At 72.7% G+C, this 13,989-nt stretch carries 11 protein-coding genes; 6 read left to right on the top strand and 5 right to left on the bottom strand.

The window, feature by feature from the left end; all coding sequences use genetic code 11:
- The first annotated feature begins 189 nt into the window (after nt 1-189).
- Nucleotides 190-1,362, top strand: a complete 1,173-nt coding sequence (locus ACFY32_RS07645; protein WP_390673670.1) for a LacI family DNA-binding transcriptional regulator — start codon at nt 190-192, stop codon at nt 1,360-1,362.
- Nucleotides 1,343-2,251 carry a carbohydrate kinase gene (locus tag ACFY32_RS07650; RefSeq protein ID WP_390673671.1) on the top strand — a complete coding sequence of 303 codons (909 nt, stop codon included), beginning with the start codon at nt 1,343-1,345 and terminating at the stop codon, nt 2,249-2,251. Before ACFY32_RS07645 ends, ACFY32_RS07650 begins: the two co-directional genes overlap by 20 nt.
- A gap of 7 nt (nt 2,252-2,258) precedes the next feature.
- Here ACFY32_RS07650 and ACFY32_RS07655 read toward each other — a convergent pair whose 3' ends face one another.
- The gene (locus tag ACFY32_RS07655) at nt 2,259-3,125 is read right to left on the bottom strand and encodes a helix-turn-helix domain-containing protein (RefSeq protein WP_390673672.1); all 867 of its coding nucleotides are present in this window, start codon (nt 3,123-3,125) and stop codon (nt 2,259-2,261) included.
- A gap of 101 nt (nt 3,126-3,226) precedes the next feature.
- Between ACFY32_RS07655 and ACFY32_RS07660 the strand changes: the two genes are divergently transcribed.
- Nucleotides 3,227-3,808, top strand: coding sequence for a YceI family protein (locus ACFY32_RS07660; protein WP_390673673.1), 582 nt, complete (start codon nt 3,227-3,229; stop codon nt 3,806-3,808).
- Between the two features lie 59 nt (nt 3,809-3,867).
- Here ACFY32_RS07660 and uvrA read toward each other — a convergent pair whose 3' ends face one another.
- Nucleotides 3,868-6,858, bottom strand: a complete 2,991-nt coding sequence (uvrA, locus tag ACFY32_RS07665) for an excinuclease ABC subunit UvrA (RefSeq protein ID WP_390673674.1) — start codon at nt 6,856-6,858, stop codon at nt 3,868-3,870.
- A 224-nt stretch (nt 6,859-7,082) separates the two neighbouring features.
- On the opposite strand from uvrA, the gene ACFY32_RS07670 reads away from it, so the two are divergent.
- Both ACFY32_RS07670 and ACFY32_RS07675 read left to right on the top strand, forming a co-directional pair.
- Nucleotides 7,083-7,769, top strand: coding sequence for a maleylpyruvate isomerase family mycothiol-dependent enzyme (locus tag ACFY32_RS07670; protein WP_390673675.1), 687 nt, complete (start codon nt 7,083-7,085; stop codon nt 7,767-7,769).
- A 54-nt stretch (nt 7,770-7,823) separates the two neighbouring features.
- A complete protein-coding gene (locus ACFY32_RS07675) occupies nt 7,824-8,480 on the top strand; it encodes an MBL fold metallo-hydrolase (RefSeq protein ID WP_359204262.1) in 657 nt (218 codons plus the stop codon).
- A gap of 81 nt (nt 8,481-8,561) precedes the next feature.
- On the opposite strand, the gene aroQ is transcribed toward ACFY32_RS07675, so the two are convergent.
- Nucleotides 8,562-9,035 carry a type II 3-dehydroquinate dehydratase gene (aroQ, locus tag ACFY32_RS07680; RefSeq protein WP_390673676.1) on the bottom strand — a complete coding sequence of 158 codons (474 nt, stop codon included), beginning with the start codon at nt 9,033-9,035 and terminating at the stop codon, nt 8,562-8,564.
- Between the two features lie 204 nt (nt 9,036-9,239).
- On the opposite strand from aroQ, the gene ACFY32_RS07685 reads away from it, so the two are divergent.
- Nucleotides 9,240-10,514 carry an MFS transporter gene (locus tag ACFY32_RS07685; RefSeq protein WP_390673677.1) on the top strand — a complete coding sequence of 425 codons (1,275 nt, stop codon included), beginning with the start codon at nt 9,240-9,242 and terminating at the stop codon, nt 10,512-10,514.
- 112 nt (nt 10,515-10,626) lie between these two features.
- Here ACFY32_RS07685 and ACFY32_RS07690 read toward each other — a convergent pair whose 3' ends face one another.
- Together ACFY32_RS07690 and ACFY32_RS07695 are read right to left on the bottom strand one after the other, a co-directional pair.
- Nucleotides 10,627-11,616, bottom strand: coding sequence for a TerC family protein (locus tag ACFY32_RS07690; protein WP_359192699.1), 990 nt, complete (start codon nt 11,614-11,616; stop codon nt 10,627-10,629).
- Between the two features lie 283 nt (nt 11,617-11,899).
- Nucleotides 11,900-13,939 (bottom strand): TerD family protein, encoded by a 2,040-nt coding sequence (locus tag ACFY32_RS07695; protein WP_390673678.1) that lies wholly within the window; start codon nt 13,937-13,939, stop codon nt 11,900-11,902.
- Nucleotides 13,940-13,989 lie beyond the last annotated feature (50 nt).

The raw sequence follows: 13,989 nt of genomic DNA on the forward strand, positions 1-13,989 counted from the left end.
GGTCGGGGTCGGAGGGGGCGGGTCGGTCGGGTCGACGATATCGAGGGGGACGGTGGGGGGTGGGGGCGGGCCCGCGAACGAGTGCGCAACCGCTCGCGCAAGCGATTGCGTAAACGCTTGCGCAAACGTTTACCCACCCCTTCCGATGCGATACCGTCCCGCCATCGACCGACAGGAGAGAGCCCGCCGATGCCGACCATGGCCGATGTGGCGCGAAGCGCCGGCGTCTCCGTCGCCACCGTCTCGCACGTCCTGAACGACACCCGGCCCGTCCTGCCGCACACCCGCCAAGCGGTCCTGGACGCGATCGAGGAGCTGGGCTACACCCCGAACACCCTCGCCCGCTCCCTGGTGACCGCACGCACCCGGTCCATCGGACTGGCCGTCTCCGCGGTCAGCAACCCGTACTTCACCGAGATCCTCCAGGGCGTCGAGACCGCCGCCCTGGAACAGGGTTACGGACTGCTCATCGCCGACCCGCACGACGACCCCGGCCATGAACGGCAGGTCGTCCAGCTTCTGTACGAACGCCGTGTCGACGGCATGATCGTGGCACCCTCCGCCGACCCGGGCGCACTCGTCGCCTACCTGCGGCGGCACCGCGTACCGACCGTGTTCCTCGACCGGACGGTCGACGTCCCCGACGACGGCGCCCCGCACATCGACCAGGTCTGCGCGGCCGGTGCCGAACCGACGACCCGGCTGGTCATGCATCTGGCCGGGCTGGGGCACCGGCGGATCGGGCTGGTCGCCGGCCGGCCCGGACTCAGCACCACGCGCGAGCGGATCACCGGGTACCGGCACGGCCTGGCGGCGGCCGGTCTGCCGTACGACGAGCGGCTGCTGGTGCACGGCGACTCCGAGTCGGCCGGTGCGCAACGGGCCGCGGCCGAGCTGCTGTCCCTCGCGGTGCCGCCGTCCGCGCTGGTCACGGCCAACAACGCGATGACCATCGGCGCGCTGCGCGCCCTGCGGGACCGCGGGCTGTCCGTGCCCGGCGACATGGCGCTGTGCTGCTTCGACGACTTCGACTGGGCGGACCTCTTCTCACCCCGGCTCACCGCCGTGGCCCAGCCCAGCCGGGAACTCGGCGCCCAGGCCGTCCGGCTCCTCCTGGAGCGGCTGGCGGAACCGGACCGGCCCGCCCGGACCGTACGGCTGCCCTGCGCCTTCGTACACCGCACCTCCTGCGGCTGCCCCGAGGACGCCCCACCCGCACCCACCGACCACTACCCGCCCCAGTCCCCCAAGGCCACCAAGACCCGCAAGACCCGCAGGGCCCCCAAGTCGTCCGGGTCCCCCGACACACCCGAAACCCCCACCACACCAGAGAGGACCACCCGTGATCGTCGTCGCCGGTGAGGCACTGATCGATCTGGTACCGCAGGGCCGGGGCGCGCTGGCCGCCCTGACCCCGGCGCTCGGCGGCGGGCCGTACAACACGGCCGTCGCGCTGGGCCGCCTCGGCTCCCCCACCGCCTTCTGCTCCCGGGTGTCGTACGACGCGTTCGGCGAGGCGCTGCTGGACCGGCTGCGCCGAACCGGCGTGGACGTGTCGGGGGTGCAGCGCGGGGCGGAGCCGACGACGCTCGCCGTCGCCACGGTCGGCGCGGACGGTTCGGCCGCGTACTCCTTCTACGTGGAGGGCACGGCGGACCGGCTGTTCGGCACGCCCGCCGCGCTGCCGCCGGGCACCCGGGCGGTCTCCTTCGGCACGTGCTCGCTGGTGCTGGAGCCGGGGGCGAGCGCGTACGAGGAGCTGATGCGGGACGCGGCGGCGCGGGGGGTGTTCACGGCGCTGGACCCGAACATCCGGGCGGGTCTCATCGCCGATCCGGACGCCTACCGGGCTAGGTTCGAGAGCTGGCTGCCGTCGGTGTCGCTGCTGAAGCTGTCCGCCGAGGACGCCGAGTGGCTGGGCGGCACGCCCCGGGAGTGGCTGGCGGCGGGCCCGGCGGCGGTCGTGGTCACCCGGGGCGGTGCCGGGCTGACCGTCTTCACCCGGGACGGCGGCGAGTACGCGGTGCCGGGCGAGCGGGTGGACGTCGTCGACACCATCGGCGCGGGCGACACCGTGAACGCGGCGCTGCTGCACGGTCTGGCCGTCCGGGACGCGCTGAACGAGCAGGCGCTGGGCGCGCTCGGTCCGGACGGCTGGGCGGAGCTGCTGCGGTTCGCGGCGCGCGCCGCGGCCGTCACCTGCTCCCGCGCGGGCGCGGAACCGCCGTACGCCCGCGAACTGGCGGACTGACGGCGGTTCAGCCGGCCGCCGGTACGGCCCGCAGGGCGCCGGGGCGGAGGCCCGCGAGGCGGTCGAGGGCGGCGGCCGTGGAGTCGTCCGCGGGGAGGTGGACGACGATCCGCTGGCCGTCCTCGGGCAGCGCGAGCGTCTCGTGCAGCAGGCGCAGCACACCGGCCTCGGGGTGCTCGACGCGCCGGTTGCCGACCCGGCGCGGCGCAAGGGAGAGGTCGGCGAACCGGTCGGCGAACTCCGCCCCGGCCGTCACCGTCAGCTCGTCGGCCAGTTCGGCGACGTACGGGTCCCGCAGCGGTACGTCGTGCCGCAACTGGGCGACCAGGTCGTCGGCGACCTGCTCCCAGTCCGGGAACGCCGTGCGGGCCCGTGCGTCGGTGAACAGGTAGCGGAGCAGGTTGGGCCGCTCGGCGTCGAGCATTCCGACCGGGCCGACCAGCCGTTCGTACGCCCTGTTGCGGGCGAGGACGTCGCCGATCCAGTTGAGGGCGACGGCGGGGGTCGGGTCCAGGCGGTCCAGTACGGCGCGGACGGTGGGGCGCGCGGTGCTGCTGAGCGGCGGGGCCGCGGCGCAGATCAGCGGGTCCTCGCCGCAGTCCGCCTCCTGGGTCAGCCGGCGCAGCAGCATCCGGTCGGCGAGCGAGAGGTGCAGCACGTCGGCGAGGGCGCCGAGGACCTGGGCGGACGGGTTGCGGTCGCGTCCCTGTTCGAGCCGGGTGAGGTATTCGACGCTGATGCCGGCGAGGGTGGCCAGTTCGGCGCGGCGCAGGCCGGGGGTGCGGCGGCGGGGCCCGGTGGGCAGCCCGGCCTCGGCGGGGGTGACGGCTTCGCGTTGGCCGCGCAGGAACGTGCCCAGGTCGTTGTCGCTCACGGTGCGAACGTACCAACGCGCGGGCCCCGGAGGGTGTCCCTGTGACTACCACGCTCAAGCCGGTCTCCCTGGCCGGGCGCGGAGCGCACAGGGTGGTGGGCATGACGAACGACTCCGCCACCGCGGGCACGACCCGCGCCGCCGCTGCCGCCGCTCTGCCGATCCCGTCGGGCCGCTGGGAGCTGGACCCGCTGCACTCCGCCGTGAACTTCGCCGTCCGGCACCTGGGCATCGCCAAGGTGCGGGGACGTTTCGGCAAGGTCGAGGCCGATCTGTACGTCGGTGCGACCGCCGAGGACGTCCGGGTCTCGGCCACGATCGACCTGGCCTCGATCGACACCGGGAACGCCGACCGGGACGCCCATGTGCGCGCCTCCGACCTGCTCGACGTGGAGAAGCGCCCGACCATGACGTACCGCTCGACGCGGGTGTCGGGCGAGGGCGCGGACTGGACCATGGAGGGCGAGCTGACGATCGGCGAGGTGACGCGGCCGGTGCCGCTCGCGGTGGAGTTCGGCGGGCTCGTGGACGTGCCGGTCGAGGGCGCGGGCCGGCACGCCGGGTTCGAGGCGACGGGTGAGATCCGGCGCGGCGACTTCGGTCTGGACTTCGCTCCCGGGCTGCTCGGGGACGTGGTGAGAATCCAGCTCGACATGCAGTTCGTGGAACCGAAGACCGCGTGAACACGGCGACGCTCCGTGCCCCACGCGGTGAGGCGGGACACGGAGCGTCGTGGGCGCGGTCAGGACTTGCGGGTGCCGGTCGCCTTCTTGGCGGGCGCCTTGGCGGCCGTCTTTGTCGCGGCCGTCTTTGTCGCGGCCGTCTTCCTGGGCGCCGCCTTCTTCGCCGCCGTCTTGCGCGGGGCCTTCACGGGGGCCGCGTCGCTGATCCGGTCGGCGCCGAGGACCTCGCGCAGGAACTTGCCGGTGTGGCTGGCCGGGACCGCGGCGACCTGCTCGGGCGTGCCCTCGGCGACGACCAGGCCACCGCCGGCGCCGCCCTCGGGGCCCATGTCGACGATCCAGTCGGCGGTCTTGATCACATCGAGGTTGTGCTCGATGACGATGACCGAGTTGCCCTTGTCGACCAGGCCGGACAGGACGGTCAGCAGCTTGCTGATGTCCTCGAAGTGCAGGCCGGTGGTCGGCTCGTCCAGGACGTAGACCGTGCGGCCGGTGGACCGGCGCTGCAGCTCGCTGGCGAGCTTGACGCGCTGTGCCTCACCGCCGGACAGGGTGGTCGCCGACTGGCCGAGCCGGACGTAGCCGAGACCGACGTCCTTGAGGGTGCGCAGGTGCCGGGAGATCGCGGGGACCGCCTCGAAGAACTCGGTGGCCTCCTCGATCGGCATGTTCAGCACCTCGGCGATGGACTTGCCCTTGTAGTGGACCTCCAGGGTCTCCCGGTTGTACCGGGCGCCGTGGCAGACCTCGCACGGGACGTAGACGTCCGGCAGGAAGTTCATCTCGATCTTGATGGTGCCGTCGCCCGCGCAGTTCTCGCAGCGGCCGCCCTTGACGTTGAAGGAGAACCGGCCCGGCAGGTAGCCGCGGACCTTCGCCTCGGTGGTCTCGGCGAACAGCTTGCGGATGTGGTCGAAGACACCGGTGTACGTCGCCGGGTTCGACCGCGGGGTGCGGCCGATGGGCGACTGGTCGACGTGGACGACCTTGTCGACGAGGTCGTCGCCCTCCACGCGCGTGTGCCGCCCGGGAACGCTGCGGGCGCCGTTCAGCTCGCGGGCGAGGTGGGTGTAGAGGATGTCGTTGACCAGGGTCGACTTGCCGGAGCCGGAGACGCCGGTGACGGCCGTGAAGATGCCCAGGGGGAAGGAGACGTCGATGTCCTGGAGGTTGTTCTCCCGGGCGCCGTGCACGGTGAGCTGCCGGGACGGGTCGCGGGGGCGGCGGACGTCGGGCAGCGGGATGGCCTTCCTGCCGGACAGGTAGAGGCCGGTCTGCGACTCGGTGTTGTCGAGCAGTTCCTTGAAGGAGCCGCTGTGGACGACCTTGCCGCCGTGCTCGCCGGCGCCGGGGCCGATGTCGACGACCCAGTCGGCGGTCTTGATGGTGTCCTCGTCGTGCTCGACGACGATGAGCGTGTTGCCCATGTCGCGCAGGCGGACGAGCGTCTCGATCAGCCGGTGGTTGTCGCGCTGGTGCAGTCCGATGGACGGCTCGTCGAGCACGTAGAGGACGCCGACGAGTCCGGAGCCGATCTGGGTGGCCAGGCGGATGCGCTGGGCCTCGCCGCCGGAGAGGGTGCCGGCCGCCCGGTTCAGCGAGAGGTAGTCCAGGCCGACGTCGACCAGGAACCGCAGCCGCTCGTTGACCTCCTTGAGCACGCGCTCGGCGATCTTCTTGTCGCGGTCGGTGAGCTTCAGCTCGCCCAGGAAGTCCGCGCAGTCGCTGATGGACATCGCGGAGACCTCGGCGATGGACCTGCCCATGACCGTGACGGCGAGGATGAGCGGCTTGAGGCGGGTGCCCTCACAGGTGGGGCAGGGCACCTCGCGCATATAGCCCTCGAAGCGCTCCCGGCCGGCGTCGCTCTCGGCGTCGGAGTGCCGCCGCTTGACGAACGGCACGGCGCCCTCGAAGGCCGTGGTGTACCGGCGCTCGCGCCCGTACCGGTTGCGGTAGCGGACCTCGACCTGGGTCTTGTGGCCGTACAGCAGGGCCTTCTTGGCACGCTGCGGCAGGCCCGCGAAGGGGATGTCCGTGCGGAAGCCCAGCGCGTCCGCGAGGGCGCCGATCAGACGGTCGAAGTAGTCCTTGGTGTGGCCGTGCGACCACGGGTGGACGGCACCCTCGTCGAGGGACTTGTCGGGGTCCGGGACGATCAGGTCGGGGTCGACCTCCATGCGCGTGCCGATGCCGGTGCAGTCGGGGCAGGCGCCGAAGGGCGAGTTGAAGGAGAAGGAGCGGGGCTCCAGCTCCTCGAAGGACAGGTCGTCGTACGGGCAGTACAGGTGCTCGGAGTACATGCGCTCGCGCTCGGGGTCGTCCTCGGGGAGGTCGACGAAGTCGAGCACGACCATGCCGCCGGAGAGGCCGAGGGCGGTCTCCACGGAGTCGGTGAGCCGGCGCTTGGCGGACTCCTTCACCGTGAGGCGGTCGATGACCACCTCGATGGTGTGCTTCTCCTGCTTCTTCAACGTGGGCGGGTTGGAGAGCTGGACGGTCTCGCCGTCCACCCGCGCACGGGAGTAGCCCTTGGTCTGGAGGTCGGCGAACAGGTCGACGAACTCGCCCTTGCGCTCGCGCACCAGCGGGGAGAGCACCTGGAAGCGGCTGCCCTCGGGCAGCTCCAGGACCCGGTCCACGATGGCCTGCGGCGACTGGCGGGAGATCGGCCGGCCGCACTCGGGGCAGTGCGGCTTGCCGATCCGCGCGAAGAGCAGGCGCAGGTAGTCGTAGACCTCGGTGATGGTGCCGACCGTGGAGCGCGGGTTGCGCGAGGTCGACTTCTGGTCGATGGAGACCGCCGGGGAGAGTCCCTCGATGAAGTCGACGTCCGGCTTGTCCATCTGGCCGAGGAACTGCCGGGCGTAGGAGGAGAGCGACTCCACGTAGCGCCGCTGGCCCTCGGCGAAGATCGTGTCGAAGGCCAGGGAGGACTTGCCCGACCCGGACAGGCCCGTGAAGACGATGAGCGAGTCACGCGGCAGGTCGAGCGAGACGTTCTTCAGGTTGTGCTCGCGCGCGCCACGGACGATGAGACGGTCGGCCACGCCGGTCCGCACCTTTCTTTGAGAGAAGTGACAGGGGCGGGGCCCCCGTCCTTCTCAGACTAGGGGGAGCCACTGACAACGCCGGTCGGATTCACGGGTTGTCAACAAACCCCGGCTCTCCAGCATGCCCGACGCCGCCTCCGACCATATAGCACGTGCATTCGATTTACGGGTGTGGTCCGTCATCTTCACCCGATGGTGTGGCGCGCACTAGGGTCAGGCGCATGACGGATCACGCACCTGACCTGGCGTCTGTACGTGACGCTACCGAGCGGCTGCTCACCGCTGTCGGCGAACTGGACGACGCCGCCGTGACGAAGCAGTCACGGCTGCCGGGCTGGACCCGCGGCCACGTCCTCGCCCACCTCGCCCGCAACGCCGACGCGCTCGTGAACGTCCTCCAGGGGCGGCCCATGTACGCCTCGGAGGAGGCCCGGGACGCGGACATCGAGCGGGACGCCCCGCGCCCCCTGGCCGACCAGCTCGACGACGTACGCGCGAGCGACGCACGCCTCCGGGAGGCCGCGGCCGCCCTCCCGGACTGGTCCCGCAGGGTCACGCTGCGCAACGGCATCACCGACTCCGCTTCCGCGATCCCGTTCCGGCGGTGGGTCGAGGTGGAGCTGCACCACGTCGACCTGGGCATCGGATACGAGCTGGAGGACCTGCCGGACCAGTTCACGGAGCGCGAGATCGGCGTCCTCGCCGAGCGGTTCGCGGGGCGTCCGGACGTGCCGCCGACGCGGCTCACGGACGGCACGCGCGCATGGCGCACCGGCCGGGACGCCGACGGGCCCGAGGTCACCGTCACGGGCGGCCGGGCCGACCTGCTCGGCTGGCTGGCCGGCCGCCGCGACGGCTCGGCCCTCACGGTGACCGGCGGCGCGCTCCCGGCGCTTCCCCCGCTGTAGGGCACCGCTCCGGCGCGGTCCCCGCGCGGGCGGCGCACCACTAGGCTGGCGGCCATGACGTACAGCGGAGAGGTGCGGGTCGGCGGTCCCGCCGACGTGCATGAGCTGAAGGACCTGATGATCACGAAGATCGCGGTCGGTCCGATGGACAACAACGCCTATCTGCTGCGCTGCCGGGCCACCGACGAGCAGTTGCTGATCGACGCCGCCGCCGAGGCGCACGTACTGCTGGGCACGATCGGTGACGACGGCATCGAGTCCGTCGTCACCACCCACCGGCACGCCGACCACTGGCAGGCGCTGGCCGAGGTGGTCGCCGCCACCGGCGCCCGCACGCACGCCGGGCGGTACGACGCCGAGGGCATCCCGGTGCCCACCGACGTCCCGCTCGACGACGGCGACACCGTCCGCGTCGGCCAGGTACGGCTCACCGCCCGGCACCTCGTCGGCCACACCCCGGGCTCCATCGTCCTGATCTACGACGACCCGCACGGCCATCCCCATGTGTTCACCGGGGACTGCCTCTTCCCCGGCGGCGTGGGCAACACCCGCAAGGACCCGGAGGCGTTCGCGAGCCTGATCCGCGACGTCGAGACGAAGATCTTCGAGCCGCTCCCGGACGAGACGTGGGTCTACCCCGGCCACGGCAACGACACCACGCTGGGCGCCGAACGACCGCACCTGCCGGAGTGGCACGCACGCGGCTGGTGAGCGGGGGCGGGTCGTGGTGAGCGGGTGCGGGACGGGGTGAGCGGGGGCGGGGCGGGGGTGTGGTGAGCCGCGTGCGGGCGCTCACGCCTCGGCGCTCGCCGCTGCCGCGAGCGCCGCGACCCGCTCCACCCCGAACACGTACCCCTGCACTCCGCACCCCGCGATGACCCCGTCGGCGCGCTGCGAGACGTACGAGTGGTGCCGGAACGCCTCGCGCTGGTGGATGTTGGAGATGTGCACCTCCACCACGGGAAGCCCGTCACAGGTGTTGAGCGCATCCAGGAGCGCGACGGACGTGTGGGAGTAGGCGGCCGGGTTGATCACGATCCCGCAGTGGTTCAGCCGGGCCTCGTGGACCCAGTCGACCAGTTCGCCCTCGTGGTTGGACTGGCGGAAGTCCACCGTGCCGCCGTGCGCGGCGGCCGCCTCGGCGCACCGGGCCTCGACGTCGGCCAGGGTGTCGGAGCCGTAGATCTCCGGCTGGCGCTGGCCGAGCAGGTTCAGGTTGGGGCCGTTGAGGATCATGATCGGGGCGTTGGCCAGGGTGCGGGGCACGGTTCCTCCGGTCCGTCGGCGTGGGGCGGCCCGTCGGGACCGCCGCTGGGCCCCCGGTCTATCACGGGGCGCCGGACCGGCTTCCGGCCGCCCGGCGGACCGGCGCGGCACTGCCCCGCGCGCCCCTCGCGCGCCCCGTAACCGACGGTGACCGAGCGTGGTTGTCGCGGCATGCAGCCTGTACGCGCCGTGAGGGCGCCCTCCATGCCGCGGATCGCCGCCGCCGCGCTCGCCGGCACGGCGATCGAGTTCTACGACTTCTTCGTGTACGGCACCGCGGCCGCCCTGGTGTTCGGCCCGCTGTTCTTCCCGACGTTCTCCCCGCTGGCGGGCACGCTGGCGGCGTTCGCCACCTTCGGGGTGGGGTTCGTGGCCCGGCCGCTGGGGTCGGTGCTGTTCGGGCACATCGGGGACCGCCACGGGCGGCGGCCGGTCCTGATGGCCTCGCTGCTGCTGACCGGGGCCTCGACGGTCGCGGTCGGCTGTCTGCCGTCGTACGGGACGATCGGGGTGGCCGCGCCCCTGCTGCTGGTCGGGCTGCGCTTCCTGCAAGGGCTGGGGCTCGGCGGGGAGTGGGGCGGCGCGGTGCTGCTGGCCTCGGAGCACGCTCCGGCGCAGCGGCGCGTGCTCTGGTCCAGCTTTCCCCAGGTCGGCCCGGCGCTCGGGTTCCTGCTGGCCAACGGGGTGGTGCTGGCGCTGTCGTCGGCGCTGTCCGACGCGCGGTTCGCGCAGTGGGGGTGGCGGGTGCCGTTCTGGGCGGCGGGCGTGCTGGCGCTGGCCGGGCTGTGGCTGCGGTCCTCGCTCGCCGAGAGCCCCCGCTTCCTGGAGATCGACGATCACGCGCGGGTGCCGCTCGCCGAGGTGGTGCGGGACCACTGGCGGCTGGTCCTGCTGACCGCCGGGGGGCTCGCGGTCGGGTACGCCCTCTTCTACACCGTGTCGACCTGGTCCCTGGCGTACGGGACGGAGCGGCTCGGGGTGGACCAGGGCGTGATGCTGGCCTGCGTGATGGCCGCGGTGGTGGTCAAGGGCGCGCTGACGCCGGTGGTCGCGCTGCTGGGCGACCGCTACGGGCGCCGGCCGCTGTGTCTCGCCGGGAGCGCGGCGGCCGCGGTGTGGATGTTCCCGATGGTGGCGCTGCTGGCGACCGGTGAGCCGCTGCTGATGTTCCTCGGCTTCCTGGGCGCGATGCTCGCGTTCATCACGATGTTCGCGGTGATCGCCGCCTACCTTCCGGAGCTGTACGAGCCCCGGGTGCGCTGCACGGGCGCCGCGGTCGGCTACAACCTCGGCGGGGTGGTCGGGGGCGCCCTCACCCCGATCGTGGCGACGGCGCTGGCCGAGCAGGGCGGCCGGGTGCCGTGGGGCGTGGCGGCGTATCTGACGGCGGTGGCGCTGCTCAGCCTCGGCTGCTTCGCGCTGCTCCCGGAGACCCGCCCGGCCCCGGTCGGGGCGGCGGTGGGAGCGGCCTCGGGGTGACGCAGGGGTCCGAAGCGGCCGGGACGAGCGGTGAGCCCGCCGGGAGCGGTCCACGGCCGGGTGCCGTGGACCGCTCCCGGGGGCTGTCGGTTCCCTCCGCCGGGGGACGGCGTCAGACGTCGATGCTGTCCTTCTCGGCGCCTTCCTCACCGGCGGCCGCCGCCTGCTTCTTGGAGGCCATGAGGCTGGTGATCGTGGTGACGATCAGGACCGCGCAGATCACCCCGAGCGAGACCGGGATGCTGATCTCCGGGACGTGGACGCCGGACTCGTGGAGCGCGTGCAGCACGAGCTTGACGCCGATGAAGCCCAGGATGATCGACAGGCCGTAGGAGAGGTGGACCAGCTTCCTCAGCAGTCCGCCGATGAGGAAGTAGAGCTGCCGCAGACCCATCAGGGCGAACGCGTTCGCCGTGAACACGATGTACGGGTCCTGGGTCAGACCGAAGATCGCGGGGATCGAGTCCAGGGCGAAGAGGACGTCGGTGGTACCGATCGCGAGCATCACGACCAGCATCGGGGTCATGACCCGCTTGCCGTTCTGCTGTATCCACAGCTTGGTGCCGTGGTAGCGGTCGGCGACACCGAAGCGGCGCTCGACTGCCTTGAGCAGCTTGTTCTCCTCGTACTCCTCGTCCTCCTGGTCGGCCCTGGCCTCCTGGATGAGCTTCCAGGCGGTGTAGATCAGGAAGGCGCCGAAGAGGTAGAAGACCCACGAGAAGCTGGCGATGATCGCCGCACCCGCGGCGATGAACACGGCCCTGAGGACCAGGGCTATCAGGACACCGATGAGGAGCACTCGCTGCTGGTACTGCGAGGGCACCGCGAACTTCGCCATGATCAGGACGAAGACGAACAGGTTGTCGACGCTCAGCGATTTCTCGGTGATGAAGCCCGCGAAGAACTCACCGGCGGGCTGACCGCCCCCGAAGAGGAACAGGCCGAGTCCGAAGAGGCCGGCCAGGGCGATCCAGACGCCCGTCCAGATTCCGGCTTCCTTGATCGACACGTCGTGCGGCTTGCGGCCGATGAAGAAATCGACCGCGATCAGGGCGGCAAGGCCCAGGATGGTCAGGACCCATAGGGTCGTGGAAACTTCCACTGCGCCTCCGGCAGTACGTAACGGCAGATGTCAGCGTCGTCGCTACCGGAGGTCTCTTCCACCCGGGGCGACCGGGGCGCGCGATGCGTCCGGGAACCCACGGGCCGACGCCCCGGGATCTGGCCTGATCCGTATTGACGGGTACGCCGCAGCAGACAGGGAGTACTCCCCTCCGTACGGAAAACAGTACCCCCATCACCAAGGATTGGTAAAGGGGTCAGCAAAGAAATACTAAAGGTCGCTGGTCAGAGGGCTTTACGAGTCCTTGGTCAATCGGTCGGGGCTACCTGTCCCAGGCCCGGCGGGCGGCGGCGACCTCGGTGAGGACCCGCTGGAGCACCTGGCTGTCGGACGGCACCAGCGGGGGCTCGTACGTCCAGGCGTGCCCGACCCAGGGGTCGGCCAGATGGTCGTCGGCCACCGGAGTAAGGCGCAGCAGCGACCGCCAGAGCGGGTCGAGCAGCGGGCCGTAGTCGGCGGACTCCTCGCGGTCGGCGACCATCATCAGGTGGACGCCGACGGACGGCCCCTCGTCCGCGAGGTACCGGAGCTGGTTGACGGCGCGGTCGTCGAAGCCGTGCGGGAAGTCGTTGACGATCAGCAGGTGCTGGGAGGTGTCGAAGCCGGGCGGCAGCGCGTCGGGGGCGCCGCCGCGCAGCGCCATCTGCACCAGGTCGACGCGCTGGGTGAGCCGGGAGAGGACGTCCGCGACGCCCGTGGCGCCGGCGGCGGGCGCCGAGGCCAGCACCCCGGCGCGGACGAGCGGAGCCAGTGACCGGGCGCCCGCTCCGGCCGGGTCGATGACGTGCGCGGTGAACTCGCCCGCCGGATAGACGGCGAGCAGCCGGGCCGCGTGCGCCACGGCCGTCTCCAGGGCCAGGCGGCGCAGCTCGTGGGAGTCGGCGAAGGAGCCGTCGAGCGAGGGGGCGCGTCCGCTGTCGATCCACAGGCCGCGCTCCAGCGGCAGCCGGACCAGCATCGGGATGCTGATCCCGTCGGCCTCGGGCAGGTGGAGGTCGCCCAGGCGCACCGCCATGGGGATCTCCATCGGCACGCGGTAGTCGTGCCAGGCGGGGCTGTCCCAGCGGGCGTACGCCAGGGGCAGGGCGGGTTCGACGACGTCGGACTCGGCGGCGAGCTGGGTGAGGTCCCGGTCGAGGGCCTGTCTGGCCCGGCCGACGAGCGAGTCGTACCGCTCCCGGGCGGCCTCGCGGGCGGCGTCGCCGCGCCCGCCGATCCGGCTGCGCGGGTCGGACAGGACCTGGTCGAGTTCCTTCTCCATGCGCGAGTCGGCGAAGTCGACCGCGCTGCGGTAGGCGGCCATGGTGCGGGCCAGGTCCTCGAACATGCCCCACACCTGGTTGTAGAGCCGCTCCTCCATGGACCAGCCGGTGGCGTCACCGGCGACGGGCCGGGCGGGCTGGCCGGGCGCGGCCGGCGGCGCGGTCGGCGGGGGCGGCGGCGGGGCGGTGGTCTGCCGGCGCGGATGGCTGTAGTCGACCGGGCCGCCGGCGGCGGGCGTGGGCGACTGGGCGAGCGTGGCGTCGTCCGGGCCCGGTCCGCCGGGGAACGGCGGCTGCTGGGGTCCGGCCGGGGGCTGCCCCGGTGCGCCGGAGGTCTGCGGACCGTAGGCCGGCGGGGCGGGTACGGGCCCCGGGGCGCCCTGGGCCGCGGTGTCTCCGTGGTCGGGACCGAGCGCGGGGGCGGCGGTCGGCCGGGAGCGGTCGCCGTCCGCCGGGCGGGGCGGGGGCGCCGGCAACGAGCCGGCCAGGCCCCGGGTCACGGCTTCGTGGACGGTCCCGGCGAGGCCGTGGGCGTCGGCCAGGCCCTGGTCGGTCAGCAGCTCGGCGAGGCCGCCCGCGTAGCCCTGGCCGACGGCCCGCACCTTCCAGGCGCCCTGTCTGCGGTACAGCTCCAGGGCGATGACGGCGGTCTCGGTGTCCAGGCCGGTGATGGTGTAACTGGCGATCTCGTCGCCGGCGAGGCCGGTGACGGCGACGAAGGGGGCGGCGACGGCACCGAAGCGGACCGGGCCCTGCCCGCCGGGGGCGGGCAGGGCCAGCAGCACGCTGACCCGGTGCACCGCGTCCGGCACGGCGTCCAGGTCCACCGCGAGGCGGTGGTCGGCGGCGGCCTGCCCGGGGACCTCCAGGCCGGGCAGGGCGGGCCCGCCCGGGTGGGCGACCCGGTCGGCGCCGTCGACCCGGCCGTCGGCGTCGCCGAAGGCGGCCGCGGCCACGACCGGTGTGCCCGCCGAGACCCTGATCTCCAGTCGGGCCTGGGAGAGCGGGTGGTTCTGCCCCCGCACCAGCTCGGCCGTCATCGCGTTCTCCCCCTGTGTCGCTCGTGGTCCCCGCGCCGGTGCCGCTGCCC

Origin of the sequence: Streptomyces sp. NPDC000134 (genome assembly GCF_042899225.1) — a bacterium.
Taxonomy (GTDB): Bacteria; Actinomycetota; Actinomycetes; order Streptomycetales; family Streptomycetaceae; genus Streptomyces.

What these genes read in the sequence shown, in the direction of transcription:
- ACFY32_RS07695 (WP_390673678.1), bottom strand. Translation starts at nt 13,939, where the DNA reads ATGACGGCCGAGCTGGTGCGGGGGCAGAACCACCCGCTCTCCCAGGCC.
- ACFY32_RS07675 (WP_359204262.1), top strand. Translation starts at nt 7,824, where the DNA reads ATGACGTACAGCGGAGAGGTGCGGGTCGGCGGTCCCGCCGACGTGCAT.
- ACFY32_RS07670 (WP_390673675.1), top strand. Translation starts at nt 7,083, where the DNA reads ATGACGGATCACGCACCTGACCTGGCGTCTGTACGTGACGCTACCGAG.
- ACFY32_RS07685 (WP_390673677.1), top strand. Translation starts at nt 9,240, where the DNA reads ATGCCGCGGATCGCCGCCGCCGCGCTCGCCGGCACGGCGATCGAGTTC.
- ACFY32_RS07645 (WP_390673670.1), top strand. Translation starts at nt 190, where the DNA reads ATGCCGACCATGGCCGATGTGGCGCGAAGCGCCGGCGTCTCCGTCGCC.
- ACFY32_RS07660 (WP_390673673.1), top strand. Translation starts at nt 3,227, where the DNA reads ATGACGAACGACTCCGCCACCGCGGGCACGACCCGCGCCGCCGCTGCC.